At 68.1% G+C, this 14,864-nt stretch carries 20 protein-coding genes; 11 read left to right on the plus strand and 9 right to left on the minus strand.

All coding sequences use genetic code 11. The features are described from left to right. Positions 1–74: 74 nt before the first annotated feature. From ACWDEW_RS12455 to ACWDEW_RS12485, 7 genes are read right to left on the minus strand one after another with little or no spacing between them, the layout of a single operon-like run. Positions 75–251 (minus strand): pRL2-8, encoded by a 177-nt coding sequence (locus tag ACWDEW_RS12455; protein ID WP_450512433.1) that lies wholly within the window; start codon positions 249–251, stop codon positions 75–77. After that, entirely contained in the window at positions 248–565 is a 318-nt protein-coding gene (locus ACWDEW_RS12460; RefSeq protein ID WP_450512128.1) for a hypothetical protein, read from the minus strand. Before ACWDEW_RS12460 ends, ACWDEW_RS12455 begins: the two co-directional genes overlap by 4 nt. Positions 566–567: 2 nt before the next feature. Further along, positions 568–966, minus strand: coding sequence for an RRQRL motif-containing zinc-binding protein (locus ACWDEW_RS12465; protein WP_450512130.1), 399 nt, complete (start codon positions 964–966; stop codon positions 568–570). Next, entirely contained in the window at positions 966–1,883 is a 918-nt protein-coding gene (locus tag ACWDEW_RS12470; RefSeq protein WP_450512132.1) for a DUF2637 domain-containing protein, read from the minus strand. Before ACWDEW_RS12470 ends, ACWDEW_RS12465 begins: the two co-directional genes overlap by 1 nt. Continuing rightward, positions 1,880–2,149 (minus strand): hypothetical protein, encoded by a 270-nt coding sequence (locus ACWDEW_RS12475; RefSeq protein ID WP_450512134.1) that lies wholly within the window; start codon positions 2,147–2,149, stop codon positions 1,880–1,882. The genes ACWDEW_RS12470 and ACWDEW_RS12475 overlap by 4 nt, the downstream gene beginning before the upstream one ends. Beyond that, a complete protein-coding gene (locus ACWDEW_RS12480) occupies positions 2,146–2,592 on the minus strand; it encodes a Pycsar system effector family protein (RefSeq protein ID WP_450512135.1) in 447 nt (148 codons plus the stop codon). Before ACWDEW_RS12480 ends, ACWDEW_RS12475 begins: the two co-directional genes overlap by 4 nt. After that, positions 2,589–2,858, minus strand: coding sequence for a DUF6284 family protein (locus ACWDEW_RS12485; RefSeq protein WP_450512137.1), 270 nt, complete (start codon positions 2,856–2,858; stop codon positions 2,589–2,591). Before ACWDEW_RS12485 ends, ACWDEW_RS12480 begins: the two co-directional genes overlap by 4 nt. A 468-nt stretch (positions 2,859–3,326) precedes the next feature. On the opposite strand from ACWDEW_RS12485, the gene ACWDEW_RS12490 reads away from it, so the two are divergent. The 5 genes from ACWDEW_RS12490 to ACWDEW_RS12510 all read left to right on the plus strand — a co-directional run bounded on the left by ACWDEW_RS12490 (position 3,327) and on the right by ACWDEW_RS12510 (position 8,253). Continuing rightward, positions 3,327–4,085 (plus strand): GntR family transcriptional regulator, encoded by a 759-nt coding sequence (locus tag ACWDEW_RS12490; RefSeq protein ID WP_450512139.1) that lies wholly within the window; start codon positions 3,327–3,329, stop codon positions 4,083–4,085. Further along, positions 4,066–4,728, plus strand: coding sequence for an N-acetyltransferase family protein (locus ACWDEW_RS12495; protein WP_450512141.1), 663 nt, complete (start codon positions 4,066–4,068; stop codon positions 4,726–4,728). The genes ACWDEW_RS12490 and ACWDEW_RS12495 overlap by 20 nt, the downstream gene beginning before the upstream one ends. 433 nt (positions 4,729–5,161) lie before the next feature. Beyond that, complete coding sequence (locus ACWDEW_RS12500) at positions 5,162–5,941, plus strand: HNH endonuclease (RefSeq protein ID WP_450512143.1); 780 nt, start codon at positions 5,162–5,164, stop codon at positions 5,939–5,941. Between the two features lie 439 nt (positions 5,942–6,380). Continuing rightward, the gene (locus tag ACWDEW_RS12505; protein WP_019073270.1) at positions 6,381–6,602 is read left to right on the plus strand and encodes a hypothetical protein; all 222 of its coding nucleotides are present in this window, start codon (positions 6,381–6,383) and stop codon (positions 6,600–6,602) included. A 694-nt stretch (positions 6,603–7,296) separates the two neighbouring features. Next, positions 7,297–8,253 (plus strand): phosphotransferase family protein, encoded by a 957-nt coding sequence (locus tag ACWDEW_RS12510; protein WP_450512145.1) that lies wholly within the window; start codon positions 7,297–7,299, stop codon positions 8,251–8,253. Here ACWDEW_RS12510 and ACWDEW_RS12515 read toward each other — a convergent pair. Together ACWDEW_RS12515 and ACWDEW_RS12520 are read right to left on the minus strand one after the other, a co-directional pair. After that, positions 8,237–8,707, minus strand: a complete 471-nt coding sequence (locus tag ACWDEW_RS12515; protein ID WP_450512147.1) for a hypothetical protein — start codon at positions 8,705–8,707, stop codon at positions 8,237–8,239. The genes ACWDEW_RS12510 and ACWDEW_RS12515 overlap by 17 nt on opposite strands. Before the next feature lie 176 nt (positions 8,708–8,883). Further along, positions 8,884–9,378 carry a MarR family winged helix-turn-helix transcriptional regulator gene (locus ACWDEW_RS12520; RefSeq protein ID WP_450512149.1) on the minus strand — a complete coding sequence of 165 codons (495 nt, stop codon included), beginning with the start codon at positions 9,376–9,378 and terminating at the stop codon, positions 8,884–8,886. A gap of 98 nt (positions 9,379–9,476) precedes the next feature. Between ACWDEW_RS12520 and ACWDEW_RS12525 the strand changes: the two genes are divergently transcribed. From ACWDEW_RS12525 to ACWDEW_RS12550, 6 genes are all read left to right on the plus strand, one after another. Next, positions 9,477–9,839 (plus strand): HGxxPAAW family protein, encoded by a 363-nt coding sequence (locus ACWDEW_RS12525; protein ID WP_450512151.1) that lies wholly within the window; start codon positions 9,477–9,479, stop codon positions 9,837–9,839. 47 nt (positions 9,840–9,886) lie between these two features. Beyond that, a complete protein-coding gene (locus tag ACWDEW_RS12530; RefSeq protein ID WP_450512153.1) occupies positions 9,887–10,786 on the plus strand; it encodes a DUF2797 domain-containing protein in 900 nt (299 codons plus the stop codon). A gap of 29 nt (positions 10,787–10,815) precedes the next feature. After that, positions 10,816–11,289 carry a hypothetical protein gene (locus ACWDEW_RS12535; RefSeq protein WP_450512155.1) on the plus strand — a complete coding sequence of 158 codons (474 nt, stop codon included), beginning with the start codon at positions 10,816–10,818 and terminating at the stop codon, positions 11,287–11,289. Between the two features lie 30 nt (positions 11,290–11,319). Next, positions 11,320–12,237 (plus strand): amidohydrolase family protein, encoded by a 918-nt coding sequence (locus ACWDEW_RS12540; protein ID WP_450512435.1) that lies wholly within the window; start codon positions 11,320–11,322, stop codon positions 12,235–12,237. A gap of 202 nt (positions 12,238–12,439) precedes the next feature. Continuing rightward, positions 12,440–13,180, plus strand: coding sequence for a response regulator transcription factor (locus ACWDEW_RS12545; RefSeq protein WP_026179246.1), 741 nt, complete (start codon positions 12,440–12,442; stop codon positions 13,178–13,180). Next, on the plus strand, positions 13,177–14,853 hold the full coding sequence (locus ACWDEW_RS12550) for a sensor histidine kinase (protein WP_450512157.1): 1,677 nt from the start codon (positions 13,177–13,179) through the stop codon (positions 14,851–14,853). Before ACWDEW_RS12545 ends, ACWDEW_RS12550 begins: the two co-directional genes overlap by 4 nt. Positions 14,854–14,864: the final 11 nt, after the last annotated feature.

Here is a 14,864-nt window from a genome sequence, read left to right on the forward strand (position 1 = left end):
GCGGGAGTTGAGAGAGGGCGCCCGGGGTGGCCGGGTCCGTGGAAAGAGGCGGTCACCCCGGGCGTTGTCGCTGGTCAGAACCAGCGGGAAGGCTTCTTCGGCACGATGAAGGGGCAGCCGTTGACCATGTGGTCGACGCACTGCGGGCAGTCCTGCCGGGGCCTGAGGCTGCGGTGTATGCGCTTGTCGTGGGCGTGCTGCCAGCACTGCGGGCACTCGCCGGGCGGCGTGACCTCGGCAGTCACGGTCACCACCACCCCGACGCCTTCTTCGCGGCCTTGGCGCGGGCGGCCTCGGTGATGAGTCGCAGCTTCTCGGAGTGCAGGGCGGTCAGTTCGGCGTTCAGCCGCATCTCGGCGGCGGAACCGGTGGTCTCCATCTGCTGTTCCGCACGGCCGGGGTTCCGGCCGCGTACAACCTGGTAGGAGCCGCCGGCGATGGCGCGGGCCATGGCCCGGCGCTCGGAGCCGTTCAGCGGCCACCACTCGCCCCGCTGCACCGCTTCCAGCTTCGCGGCGGTCTTCTGGATCTCACGGTCCAGTCGGCGGATCTCGGCTTTCGACACGATCAACTCCCTTTCAGAGCAGGGGTGTTGGTGGGGTAGGCGCACAGCACGCAGCAGCCCAGCGAACGCGGCATGCAGTAGCTGTAAGTGACCTTGCAGACGGGGCACGTCTGGCGGGCGAGCATCGCGAGCGCGAGGGCGCCCCACTTCCGCGAGGTCATCGGCCGTACTGGCAGGGCGAGGTCGATGCGGTAGAGGTAGGCGACGCGGACCGTGCCGGTGCGGCGGTTGATGCGCATGACCTGCGCCGCTATCGGCTGACCCCCCGGACGCAGGCCACGCGCCCGTAACTGCCGGCGCGTGGCGTACTGCTCGTCACTGGGGGCGTACTTCCAGGGGAAGGTGGGGACGCCGTAGCGGGCGCCGGACGGGTCGAAGCACTTGCCGTAGGCAGCCGACATCACGGCGTCCCGACAGCCGTACCGGCGCGCTCGGCAAGCAGGGCATCCCGCAGCATCCGGGCGTTGGCCGGCGAGGTGCGGATCTCCCGGCGGATGCCCTCTGCGGTCACCTTCGCATCCGGCAGGTTCGCGGTCGCGGTGCGGGCCTCATCGAGCAACTGCGCCTGCGTGCGCTTGGGTCGGGTCGATCGGCCCGCGTCCGGGACGCGGCCGGTCGCCGCACGCGGGCGGGGTGACGTGGCCGCAACCGTGGTCCGCTTCGGAGTCGACCCGATCGTGTTGACCGGGGCCGATCCGATGGCGGGTACGGGCTTGAGCGGGAGAGTCGACTTCAGGAAGCCGAGCGGTACCGGATCGGGCGTCCGGACCGGGTTCGCCACGGCGGGCGCGTTGATCGGTGCGGGGGTCGATTCCGGCAGGTCAGCCGTAGACCGTTTCACTGTGGTCTCGGTAGATTCCTCCGCATTTGCGACCGGGGTGGGAATCGGGGCGGGTTGGTGGTGCAGCACCTTCGCGACGAGATCGGATCCGAAGTAGATCGACCCGACTGGAAGCGATGTCGCGAGCAGGACCAGGGCCCAGTTGGCGGGGTCCCAGTCGGCCAACCGTCCCCAGTCGACCGTGGCGCCGTGCAGGGCGGGAACGAGTCCGTGGACGTAGTTGAGGACCAGGGAGGCGCCCGTGTAGGTGCCCAGCACCTTCAGCGCGAACTTCCGATCGTCGCCGGCGAGTACGAGGGTGGCGACCAGGGCGAGGGCCATCAGGCCGTCGACCACGAACGGGTAGAGGGTGGCGGCGGTGTGGTCCGCGCCGATCGCGTTGGCGATGTCCCGCAGCGCGTTCCACGAGACGCGGAACGCCATCCCCACCACCACGACCAGGGCGGTGACGAGCAGCTTGCGGCCTTTGGAGTTCATCGCGCCGCACCCCCGCCCGCGTTGAAGTGGCGGTAGGTGGTCGGCGGCTTCGTCGCCAGCCGCTTGCGCAGGTAGTCGGTGTGCCAGCCGAGCCCCCAGTCGGAGGCCGGCGGCTCATCGAGCGCACCGGTCAGAGCCACGACCGCGTCCAGCACACGGTCTTCCAGCAGTCGCTGGAACGCTTCGCGATCGCCGTAGGTGGCCGGTGAGGGAATGTCGATGGCCGCCAGGACGGCAGCGAGGAACGCGCGGGTGTCGGCGTTCATGCCGCACCCCCCGCCGTAATCAGCAGGGCGAGAACGAGCAGGGCGCCGCCGGTGAGGGTCAGGTCGACCGCGCGGCGCAGGCACGTGAACTTGGCGACCGCCAGGCGGGACAGGCCCGCGATGTCGGCAGCAAGGTCACCGGACACCGCGTCGGCGATCTCCTCGGGCGTGAGGGTGGCCCACAGCGGGAAGCCGTGCCGACCCTTCAGGTTGGGGCGGACGGAACGCAGGATCAGTCCGGCCGCGCCGACCAGCAGGCTCATGCCGGGAGCTCCGACCGCGATGGCGGGCGGGGTGAGCGGGAGGGAACTCGCGATGGTCCACGCGCCGGCGAGAACCGCGCCGACGAACGCGAGAAGCAGGGCGGTCTTGTTGTCGGTCCGCGCAATCTCCGCCTTCACCTCGGCATGCGCGGCGGTCAGGTTCTGGTCGGTAGTGCTCACGCGCCCACCTCCGGAAGCATCCCGTCGGCGGTGTGGTTGGCCAGCTCGCGGCGGGCGGTCAGCAGGCGACGCCAGGCGCGGCGGACGCGCTGCGCGTCCAGCTCACTGGGGGTGCGGTCCAGGGTGATGATCTGCGCGTCGATCAGGTCGACATCCGCCAGGATCACGGGCATCTCGGAGTCGATCGCGTCCAGTTCCGCGTCGGTGGGCTCACGCCATTCGGCGAACGCGGTAACAGCCTCTTGAACAGTGACGATGTTGCTCATTGGGTCGTGTTCCTCTCAGCGTGGAACGGCCCGAACAGCGGCCCCGGTGTTACAGCACCGGGGCCGCGCGCCGTTGGAGTCGGTGTCCGGCTCCCCTCAGCGCCGCTCGTACGAGACGAGCAGCGGAGGCAACCGGCCGCAGCGGATGAGCTGCGGAAAGGTCGAGTTGCGCTGTACCGCGCACGGGACAGAAACCGTGCGCGCCCGCCCACTTGCGGAGGTGGGGCGGGTCTCCCTCAAGCGCTCTGTTGAGTTTTCAAGTAACGGCGGCTTCCTTCGTACTCCCCCCTTGCGGGGCTTTCCTCCGGGCAGTCCTACGGCAACGCTGTACGTGACACCCCGTCTGGCTTGTCTGGAGGAGTGCCGTGCCAGAAGACTGCATGACTTGGACTTGGAGAGTCAAGCCCCCTGGTCTAACTTGTACGGAGGAGTCGGAGCAGAGGGGAAGTCTTGTCGGTGCGACGCGGTATGACGAAGGCTCAGGAAATCGCCTACGACCTGCGCGAACAGATCCTGTCCGGGACGTTGAGCGGGGGTGAGGCGCTCCCCAGCGAATCCAAGATGATGAGCGAGTACGGCTACAGCCGCGAAACCATCCGCTCCGGTGTCCGCCTCTTGATTGAGGAAGGTCTGGTCGTCACGGGGCAGGGGCAAGGGAAGTACGTCCGCGAGGATTACCCGCCTGTGGTGTGGAACTGGACGACGTTGGAGAGCCGGAGCCGCCATGCCAACGCGGTCGAAGGGCGGACGGCTGGTGACCAATGGGCGAGCGTGATTGAGGAGAGCGGGAACGCGCCTCGTCAGGACATCACGGTGTCGATCGTCGAGCCTCCGTCTCACGTGCGTGAGCGCCTCGAACTGCCTGCCGACGGCTTGGCCGTGGCACGCAAGCGCGTCCGGTACATAGACAACCGGCCTTATGCGCTCGCCGACTCGTACTTCCCGCAGGAACTCGTGATCGGCACGCCTTTGATGGAGCCCCGAGACGTCTCGGCACCTGGCGGCATCCTGGCCTCCGTGGGACTCGTCCAAGCCAAGTACGTGGACGAAATCTCAGTGCGCATGCCGACCCGACCGGAGGCTGAACTACTTGCCCTACCTGCGGCAACGCCAATCGCCGAGCACACCCGAACAGGTTATGACGCGGAGGGTCGCCCCCTCCGCTGTATGGTCACCATCCTTCCCGGAGACAGGCACAAGATCCTCTATGAAGTCAGCACGGACTGAGTACCTCCGCCCTGCGGCGGCGGAGGATGTACCCGCCCTCTTGGCCCTTCGCGAGGAGGCGGAAGGGTGGTTGCGCACAAAAGGCACGGATCAGTGGAGCGACCCAGAGACAGGCGAACGGGCCATCGCTAAATGGCGCGCCAGCATAGATGAAGGGCGTGCCTGGGTCGTCGTTGGCGAGCAGGGCAGGGTGCTCGCGACTGTCAGTCGTGGCCCCGTTGACCGCGACTTCTGGAGGGACGCCGATCGCCCTGAGTCGGGGCTGTACCTGTACAAGCTGATGGTGGCGCGCGAAGCGTCAGGCCGGCATCTCGGTACACGGGTCATCGACTGGATGTCGCGCCTCGCAGCATTGGAAGGCCGAAGCTGGGTGCGTATCGACACATGGCGCACCAACACGGGGCTGCACGCTTACTACGAACGGCTGGGATTCACGCACGTCCGCACTGAGGCGCCGGGCCACAGGCGTTCGGGTTGGCTGGCCCAACGCCCTGCCGGTGAGGTCACCTTGCCGCATGATCTCTTGGCGGTTGGTCCCCATGACGGGCGCAGAGACGTGTGTACGCCTCTCGAAGTGCCGCAGCAAGTGGCTGATGCGCGGGACAGCGGCGGTCTGACCAGCAAAAAAGACACGCCCTACTGACATCAGGAGGAGTACGACTCCGTCAACCTGAAAGTGGGGCGCTACAAGGGCAGCGCTGCCTTGTTGGAATTCACCGAGCGTGTAGAGAACCTCAAGAATGACCAGCGCAATCGGCAGCAGCAGCTCGACCAGTCGACAGAGACGCCAGAGGGCTAACGTCGTTGTCCTACTTCTTTGTCGAGTGCGTTGTGGATGCTGATGTTCGCCTCCGTGTACGCGCCCTTTCTGACCCAACTGTGCGAACGCCCATGCGGCCATTCGCACAGTTGGGGAGCCTGCGTCGCGCTCGTCGGCGGGGTCAAAACGTCGGGGTGTTCATGCCCCCGCCGTGAGCTGCCCGACCTGCCGACATCTCCTGCGCCGCAGGCGCGAATCAACATCATCCGCTAAGATCTTCGCAAGTTGCGCTGATACCTAAAGGTTGGTCAATCTCATGGCCAAGGATGCCAGGGAACATATACCCGAACACATCAAGCGTGAAGTTCGGCAACGATGCGGTTTCGGGTGTGTAGTGTGCGGGTTGCCTCTATATGACATCGATCATATGACGCCGTACTCCGACGTGCATGTTCATGAAGCAGACAACCTAACCCTTCTCTGCAGTAGGCATCACCGAGAGAAGACGGACGGTCTCTTGCCTCTGGAACTTGTTCGGAGGAAGAACGCGAATCCCGTAAACGTCGAGCGGGGTATCTCGACACCCTATGGTCTTCATTTCTATGGGGACGCCTGTGAGATTCAGGTTTCCAGTAATCGGTTCTTCGGGTATCGCTCGAAGTTGGTTCCGTTCCTCATCAACGATGAAGAGTTCATTAGTTTCACGTTTGACGGGGATCAGATCCTATTGAATGGCCTGATACGTGACAAGAATGGCCAAGTGGCTTTGGCTATACGTGAGAACGAAGTCGAATTTAGTGTCGACTCCTGGGATATTGAATTCTTTGGAAAGGCTCCAGGTAAGACGCTGAAGATCAGGAACGCTCCTCGCGATATTCAGTTTATCGCCACCTTTTATCCTCCATCGAAAATACACGTCACTCGTTTGAAGATGATGTACGACGAGGTCAAGGTTTACGTCGATGATGCAGGGTTTCATGTCCGCGGGCCTGGTGCGCGGCGGAGGGATGTCATAAACTCGACCGCTTCTGGGATCCAGTATGGGATTGTTCTTGACTCGCCATCCTTTCCGGGTGGTTGTGCCGCACGCATCTGAGGTGGTGGGTCTCTGCAACTCCACTCAGGTCTGGAGTGCGTCCCAACTTGCGACGTGACATCAGTAGCTGACATCAACAGAGGCGTACAACCGCGTACGGTGGCGTACCCGCCATCGGCGGACGAGCCGACAGATCCCAGCGGGCGAGCACTACGCGATGGTGCTGCACCCGCCTACGGATCAGAAGGTTGCAGGTTCGAATCCTGCCGAGTGCACAGCAATGACAGGGACCCTGTGGATCACTCCACAGGGTCCCTGTTTCGGTCCGGCGTCCCGGGTTCCTCCTTGTCCAGGCCGACGGAGGACGCGTCGAAGTGACGTTGCTCACATGGTTTCGGGTGCTCGGTGAGGTCGTACGCGAGGTCGGCGACCAGGTTGTGATGAACAAGCGATGTGGACGGCCTCAGCGAGACGCGTGTCTAGGCCCATACTGGAAGCAATGACAAAGCCAGCTGCACCGAAGCGCTATCTGCCCACCAGTCCCTTCAAGGCACCGGCCGCGGCGGCCCCCAAGCATTTCGCCGTGGGCGACCAGGTGACACACGACATGTACGGCCTCGGCCGGGTCATCGGCATCGAGGACGGCATCGCGGTGCTCGTCGACTTCGGCTCGGTTCAGGAGCGCATCCTGAGTCCGTACGCCAAGATGAGCAAGCTGTAGGACCCGCAGTGCCCGGTCACGGCACACCAGGTCCTGGCGGCCTGTAACGAACGGGAGACCTCTCATCGAACTGACCTCGCTGTTCTCCGCCCCGGAAGGGGCGTCCCGCCGTGCCAACGCGGGATCGCCCCCTCCGGCGACGAACCCCTTCCAGGCCCCGGACTTCGGGGAGGACGAGACCCTGCCGCTCGACGACGGGCCGGCGACGTTCTCGGAACTGGACGAGGCCTACCGCCGGGCGGGCTAGGCAGGACGGCCCAGCCACGGGGGCCGGGCCTCCGGAGGGGAACAGGGTTTCCGGCGGCGGACCGGGCGTGCACAGCCACGCCCACTGTTCCTCCCCCTTTCAGCGGACCGAACGTACGAGGACGGGTGCCCCTTCATGGGTCTCCGCGTCCCGCAGCGCCCCGTGCCGCGCGTCCCAACTCCCGTCCGCCAAGGCGGCCTTGATCCGGCCGCCTTACTGCGCCCGCGTCTCCTCCGCGGCGACGGGTGGACAGCGGCGGGCCTTCGTGTCGAACGCCCCGCCGGCGAACGGCAGTTGCTCGGCCACCGCATCCGTGGCCCCGACGACCCCGCAGTCGACGTCCCCCGCACTGCCGTGCGGACGCCGGCGAGCCGGTCGACGAGCCGATGGCCCTCTCCACTCGGAGCCACACGGGTCTACTCGGGTCCACTCGGATGTACTTCGGCCATGAGCACCCACCGTCAACAGCACTCCGCCGCCTGGGTCCGCCACTTCGCCGAGCGCGGTCACCCGGGCGCCCGGCCGCTCGCCGTCGGTGTCGAAGGTGCCGTCTACCGGCTCGGCGACGGGACGGTCGCCAAGGTGTGGAGCGGGCGGCGGCCGGCCGCTCCGGACCTCGTACGGCGGGTCTACGAGGACATCGCCCGGCACGCGCCGTCGTTGCCGTTCGCCACGCCGGAGATCCTCGCCGTCGAGGAGCACGAGGGTGTCCTCGTCACCTATGAACGCGAGCTGCGGGGAACGCCGATGCGGGCCGACTCGGCGATCGTGGCGCCGCCCCGGGAGCTGCCCGCGCGGGAGACCGACGCCCTGTTGACGGTGCTGCGCGCCCTGGCCGCCGTACCCGGCACCGAGGCCATGCGCCGTCTCACCGTCCAGGGCGACGACCGTCCCCTCTGGGAGGGGCACACCCGTTTCCCCGACGCGCTCGCCGACCTCGTCCGGCGTGCGGTCGGCCGGCACGGTGAGCTGCTGGCCGCCAGGGTTCCCGACCTCGCGGCGATCGTGCGACGGACCACGGAGTCCCTGGTGGCGCTGCCGGACGGCCCGTTCGTCTCCGTCGTGCACGGCGACCTCGTACCGCCCAACATCCACGTCGACGACACCGGCGCACCCACGGCCGTACTCGACTTCGGTTTCTTCACCACGGCCGGCGACCCCGCCTTCGAGGTCGCGGTGACCGCCGCCGTGTGGGACATGTACGGGCCGTACGCCGGACACCACACCGCCGTGCTCACCCGTCTGTTCGCCGAGGAGCTCCGCCACTGTCCGGACACGCTCGCCCTCTACCAGCGCGCGTACGCCCTGGCGACCTACGACCTGTTCTCCTCGGACGGGAGCGACGGTCACTTCCGTTGGTGCGCGGGGCTGTTGGGGCGCGGGCCGCTCACGCCGCCGCGCTGAACACGGGCGCCGCGGGGACCGGCAGTACCGGGATCGTGACGGGGGTCCGTGCGGTGCTGTCGGCGAAGACGAAAAGGCGCAGGACCAGGAAGCGGCCGATGCCGGCGAGGGCCGAGGCGCTGAGGTAGACGATCTGTTCGGTGAGCATGGAGGGGGAGGCCTGGACGGTGTGGAGGACGAGTATCGCGGCGGACGTCGCCGCGTAGGCCGCCGTGGCCGAACCCGCCGACTGCCAGTGCTCGCGCAGACCGGGACGGCGCCCGGTGCCGAAGGTGAACAGGGCGTGCAGCTCCGTGCAGAGGATGGTCGAGGCGACCGTGATCAGCGCGTTCGCCACCCCCCACGGCATCAGCGCGGCCAGCAGCGGCACCGCCAGGCTGGACAGCACCCCGACCCCGCCCCCGCACACCACGAACCGTACGAAGGAAGCGAACGGACCGGGAGCGGTTGTCATGGGATTTCCCTCCGTACGGCGGCCGTTCGACCTGCGCCGGTCCTCCTGACCGGCTGAGATCAACGATGCCGTCGTACGGCTGCGGGCACGATGAAGCGGTCTCCCGAACCGTTGGTGGAGCCCGCTACACCAACGGGGTCGGGCATACCCCCGACTCCCACTCCCCGTCTGCTCACCTACTCACCGTCCTGCTCCTTGTCCCGCGCGCGGAGTTCCTCGATGTAGCCCTGCGCCAGCGTCGACGTCCGCGCGAACCAGTCGGCCAGTACGGCGATCTCCTCGGGGGAGTAGTCGGCGAACTGGGCGTTGAGGCGGTCGTAGTAGGGGCCGTAGAGCGCGACGACTCGGGTCACCGCGGCCGGTACCGAGGCCACGCGGACGCGGCGGCGGTCGGTGGGGTCGGGGACGCGGGTGATGAAACCGGCGCGTTCCAGCCGGTTGAGGATGCCGGTCACCGCGCCCGTCGTGACGTGGGCGTGCTCCGCCAGGTCGCCGGCCGTGAGGAGGTTCTCGCCCGCCTTGAGGACGCAGGCGAAGCAGAGCAGATCGGTGACGTTCAGGCCCAGCCGTTCGGCCATTTCCTGCTGGCCGAGCTGTGCGGTGGCGATGAGGGAGTCCATCGCGTCCAGTGCCTGGGCCGGGGTGGCGGCGGGGCGGGGCTTGGCTTGCATGGATATTGCCTTAGCTAGTGAGAGGTTAATACTCTAAATTTCTTAGATAGTGAGAGATCTGCGGGATCTGTCGGGGATCTGTCGAAGGGGGCTGGCACATGAGCGCACACCAGTATGACGAGGGGCATACGGTCGCCGGGTGGACCGGATTCGGCATCGCCACCGTCGGGACGGCCGTCGCGGGCGTGGGGGTGTGCACCGTCTCCGCCGCGCTGATCGGCGGCGGGCTGGGGATCGTCGTCGTCGCCGTCCTGGTCACCTGGGCGCTCCACCTCACCGGCTGGGGCAAGCCGTCCGGGCGGCGGGACCGGGCGCAGTGGGGGATGCGGGTACGGGACCCGCTGGCGCGGGCCGGGCACGCCGGGTGTGTCGGGTGCCGGCTGGCGGGGCGGGGGCGGCCGGCTGAGGGGCACGCGACGGAGACCCGCCAGCCCGTTCCGGTCGGAGAAACCGCAGGCTGAAGCGGGGCCGAGGCCGTTGTCAGTGGCGCCCTCTAATCTCGTGAGCGATGGCACAGACATCACGGGCACCACGGACGTGGAAGTGCTCGGGACTCCGATGGACGGCAGGCGGTCCCGAGCTGAAGTGGGACGGCGGGCGCGGGAGCCCGCTGCCCCGGGGGAAGCGGGTGGCCTTCGAGGTCGCGGAAGGGGGCGGGCGGACATGTGTGGGAGCGCGGGGGCACGTGTGTCCGCTGCGGGCAGCCGTGCCGGAGCGGAGCACGGGCGCGCGGTGCGAGGAGTGCGCGCGGCTGGACCGGGCGCACTCGGTCGCCGCGGACACGATCGCGGACGACCCGCGGCCGTACCACGTATATCTGGCCTGGTTCGGCCCCGGCCTGCTCAAGGTCGGCATCACCGCCGAAGAGCGCGGCTCCGCCCGGCTGCTTGAGCAGGGCGCCGTCTGCTTCAGCTGGCTGGGCCTCGGCCCCCTGATGGCGGCCCGCCGCTCGGAGGAACTCCTGCGCGCCGCACTCCGGGTACCGGACCGGATCCCCTACGGCGAGAAGCGCGCGGTCCGCTCCGTGCTCCCGGGCTCGGCGGCGGAGCGCGCGGCCGAGCTCGCCGACCTGCACACCCGGGCGCTCGCGCTGCGCGAATGGCCGGAGGCGCTCCACCGCGAGCCGTACCAACCCGTCGACCACGTCGAGGTGTTCGGCCTCACCGACCTCCCGGCCCCCGTCGGCGAGGTGAGCGGGCTGATCGCGGGCGGCGTGGTGAGCGGGGAGGTGCTCGCGGCGGCGGGACCGGATCTCCACCTCGCCACCGGACGGGGCGTGGTCGTGCTGGACACGCGGTTGATGACGGGGTGGGAGCTGATCCCGGCCGGGGGCGACACGGTCGAATTCACGGTGCCGGTGCGGGAGTTCAGGAGGGAAGCGCCCGGGGTCCAGGAAGGGTTGTTCTGAGGACGGGGAAGGGAACGGGGAGGGGCGTCATGGAGGTCACCGTCCAGTGGGTCCGCACGTCCTGGACGAAGCGGTCACGGGGAGGCGAGGCAGCCGCGCGCAGAAACGCGGTTCCGGTCGGATTCCCGCTGCCTGACGGGTCGGCGCAGTCGGTCCACACGGTCCGGATGCACGAGAAGGACGACTTCGCGCCGTACGACGGTCTGGCGGAGCGGAAGCAGGTCGCGATCCAATTCCGGGAGACCGGGGGGCGGTTGAGGGTGTTCCCGCGTGTGGACCCGCTGTTCGGGCTGCCGCCGAGACGGCGCCGGCCTCCCGCGGTGCGGCTCGTGCCGGGGCAGTGGGTCCGGTGGCAGCTCAACTACCGTTTCAGCAGTGCGGCCGGTGTGCGGGACTGGTCGTACTGGCTGGACACGTTCAACGTCGCCTATGGGCCGGTGACCGCCGAGGTGTTTCTGGGGACGCCCGCCTTCCATGTGGACGAGCAGGGGCCGGTGCGCTAGCGATGGGCAGGAATGGGGTCCCGTATGGACATGGACAGTGAGGCCGGCGGAACCGGTGAGCGCGGCACGGCGGCCGAGGCGGCCGAGATCCGGCGGTTCTGGGAGCGGCTAGGGCTCCCCGGGCTCGTCGACGTGCACACCCACTTCATGCCCGAGCGGGTGCTGCGCAAGGTCTGGGGTTACTTCGACGCGCTCGGGCCCTCGACCGGCGGGGCGCTGGAATGGCCGATCACGTACCGGAAGGAGGAGGACGAACGGGTCGCGCTGATAAGGGAGTTCGGAGTACGCGCTTTCACCGCGATGCTCTACCCGCACAAGCCCGGCATGGCCCGATGGCTCAACAACTGGGCCGTCGACTTCGCCGCCCGCACCCCCGACTGTCTGCACACCTCGACTCTCTTTCCGGAAGAGGGAGTTGAGGACTATGTCCGGGAGGCGCTGGACGCCGGTGCGCGGGTCTTCAAGGCGCATGTGCAGGTCGGGGCGTACGACCCGGCCGACGAACTCCTCGATCTGGCCTGGGGGTTGCTCGCCGAGTCCGGTACACCGGTCGTGATCCACTGCGGGTCGGGACCCGCTCCCGGCAAGCACACGGGACCCGAGCCGATCGGCCGGGTGCTGGCCAGGCACCCGCGGCTGCGGCTGGTCGTCGCGCACATGGGGATGACGGAGTACGAGGACTTCCTCGACCTGGCCGAACGGTACGGGGAGGTGCGGCTGGACACCACGATGACGTTCACGGACTTCAGCGAACGCCTCGCCCCCTTCCCACCGCGTGCGCTCCCCCGGCTGGCTGCCCTGGGAAACCGCGTTCTGCTCGGCAGCGACTTCCCGAACATCCCGTATCCGTATCTGCACCAGCTGCACGCCCTGGAGCGGCTGGGCCTCGGGGACGACTGGCTGCGGGCGGTCTGCCATCACAACGGGGCCGGGCTGTTCGGGCTGTGAGGGAGACGCGGAGGTCGGGGGATACAGGGAAGACCGAGGCGGCACGGGCGGAACGCACAGGTCCGCCGGAGCCGCGTGCGGGACGGGATAAGTCCCGGGCAAGAGATTCCAAGGTGTTCCCTGAGAGGCCCCTGTGTGTTTCTCAGGAAAATCACAGACTCTAGAAAGCGTGCTCTAAGAGGACCACGACAACGTGTCCACCATGACCACGACCTCGCCCCAGGGGCGCACCGAACTGCTGAGGCCGGACGGGAGCCCCGTCCGAGTGCTTGTGGTGGACGACGAGCTGTCGATCACCGAGCTGCTGTCCATGGCCCTTCGCTATGAAGGCTGGCAGATCCGCAGCGCGGGTGACGGAACCGGCGCGATCCAGACCGCGCGCGAGTTCCGGCCCGACGCCGTCGTCCTCGACATGATGCTGCCCGACATGGACGGTCTGACCGTCCTGGGCCGGCTGCGCCGTGAGCTGCCGGACGTTCCGGTGCTGTTCCTCACCGCGAAGGACGCGGTCGAGGACCGCATCGCGGGTCTCACCGCCGGCGGCGACGACTACGTCACCAAGCCCTTCAGCCTCGAAGAGGTCGTGGCCCGGCTGCGCGGGCTGATCCGCCGCTCCGGCGCTGCGGACCGCCGTTCGGACTCCGTGCTGGTCGTGGGTGACCTCACCCTCGACGAGGACAGCCACGAGGTGTCGCGGGCCGGCGAGGGCATCCACCTCACCGCCACCGAGTTCGAGCTGTTGCGCTTCCTGATGCGTAATCCCCGTCGTGTACTCAGCAAGGCACAGATCCTCGACCGTGTGTGGTCGTACGACTTCGGTGGGCAGGCCAATGTGGTCGAGCTCTACATCTCGTACCTCCGCCGCAAGATCGACGCGGGACGTGAGCCGATGATCCACACCCGACGCGGTGCCGGTTACCTGATCAAGCCCGCGGCCTCATGAGCGGGCGACGACGGCCGCGTGCGCAGAAGAAGCGAGCGGGTAAGCCGCACACCCTGCGGACCCGGCTCGTCGTCGCGTCCGTGACGCTGATCGCGGTGGTGTGTGCGGTGATCGGTACGGTGACGACTGTCGCGCTGCAGTCGCATCTGTACGACCAGCTCAAGGGCAAGGTGACGGAGACGGCCATCCGTGCGGTGGGCCGTCCTCAGGGAAGCCCGGACGGCGGACCGGGGCCGGCGAACCCGAACGGCTCGTCCACCACCTCCAACTCTGCCGACAGTGACGATCCCATCAAGACGCCGGCCGGCAAGGTCAAGCGCGTCCTCACCAGCAGCGGTCCGTCGCAGGAGAAGACGATCGCCGCCTATGTGGACAAGGGCTCGATCACCACCGCTTCCTACAGCCAGCAGCAGACCGACAGCTCCGGCGTGGGCAAGGGGATGGCCACCCCGGCTCTCAACACGGCGCAGAAGAAGGCCCTCGCGTCCGTGGCGAAGGACGGCAACACACACACCGTGACCATCCCGGGCCTGGGTGACTACCTCGTCAAGTACGCCAGCACCCCGGACGACAAGACCGAGGGCTACTACATCGGCTTGCCGACCGAAGAGGTCGACAACACCGTCAACACCCTCATCCTCGTCGAGCTCAGCGTCACCGCCGCAGGCCTCGTGGCCGCGGGCATCGCCGGCTACATCCTCGTCGGCATCGCCACCCGCCCCCTCCGCCGGGTCGCCGCCACCGCCACCCGTGTCTCCGAACTCCCCCTCCACACGGGCGAGGTGACCCTGAACGAACGGGTCGCCGAGTCCGAGACCGACCCGCACACCGAGGTCGGCCAGGTCGGGGCCGCGCTGAACCGGATGCTCGACCATGTGCACGGCGCCCTGCACGCCAGACAGCAGAGCGAGATGCGGGTACGGCAGTTCGTCGCGGACGCCAGTCACGAGCTGCGGACGCCCCTCGCCTCCATCCGGGGATATGCCGAACTCACCCGTCGCGGGCGTGAACAGACCGGGCCGGACACCAAGCACGCCCTCGGCCGGATCGAGTCCGAGGCCGGGCGCATGACCCTCCTCGTCGAGGATCTGCTCCTGCTCGCCCGGCTCGACGCGGGCAGACCGCTGCAGTTCGACCAGACCGACCTGATCCCGCTCGTCGTGGACACCATCAGCGACTCGCGCGCGGCCGGCATGGGCCACAACTGGCGGCTCGACCTGCCCGACGAACCCGCCCTCGTGTCGGCGGACGCGGCCCGCATCCAGCAGGTGCTGGTCAATCTGCTGGGCAACGCGAGAAAGCACACCCCGCCGGGTACGACGATCACCGCACGCGTCCAGCGGCGCGGACCGTGGATGTGCGTGGACGTCGAGGACAACGGCCAGGGCATCCCCCCGGATTTGCTGCCGCACGTCTTCGAGCGGTTCGCGCGCGGCGACTCGGCCCGTTCCCGCTCCACCGGGTCGACCGGTCTGGGCCTCGCCATCGTGCAGGCGGTCGCGACCGCGCACGGCGGTGCCGTCACCGTGGACAGCGTTCCCGGACGCACGGTGTTCACCGTGCATCTGCCCGCGCTTGCACCGGCTGTGCCCGTGCCCGCCCCCGAAACGAATTGGCAATCGCACTCACAGGCACAGCACAGTGCCACCACATGGGTGCAACAGGGCACTTGAGGAGAGTCGGT

It is taken from the genome of Streptomyces sp. NPDC001100 (assembly GCF_053598575.1).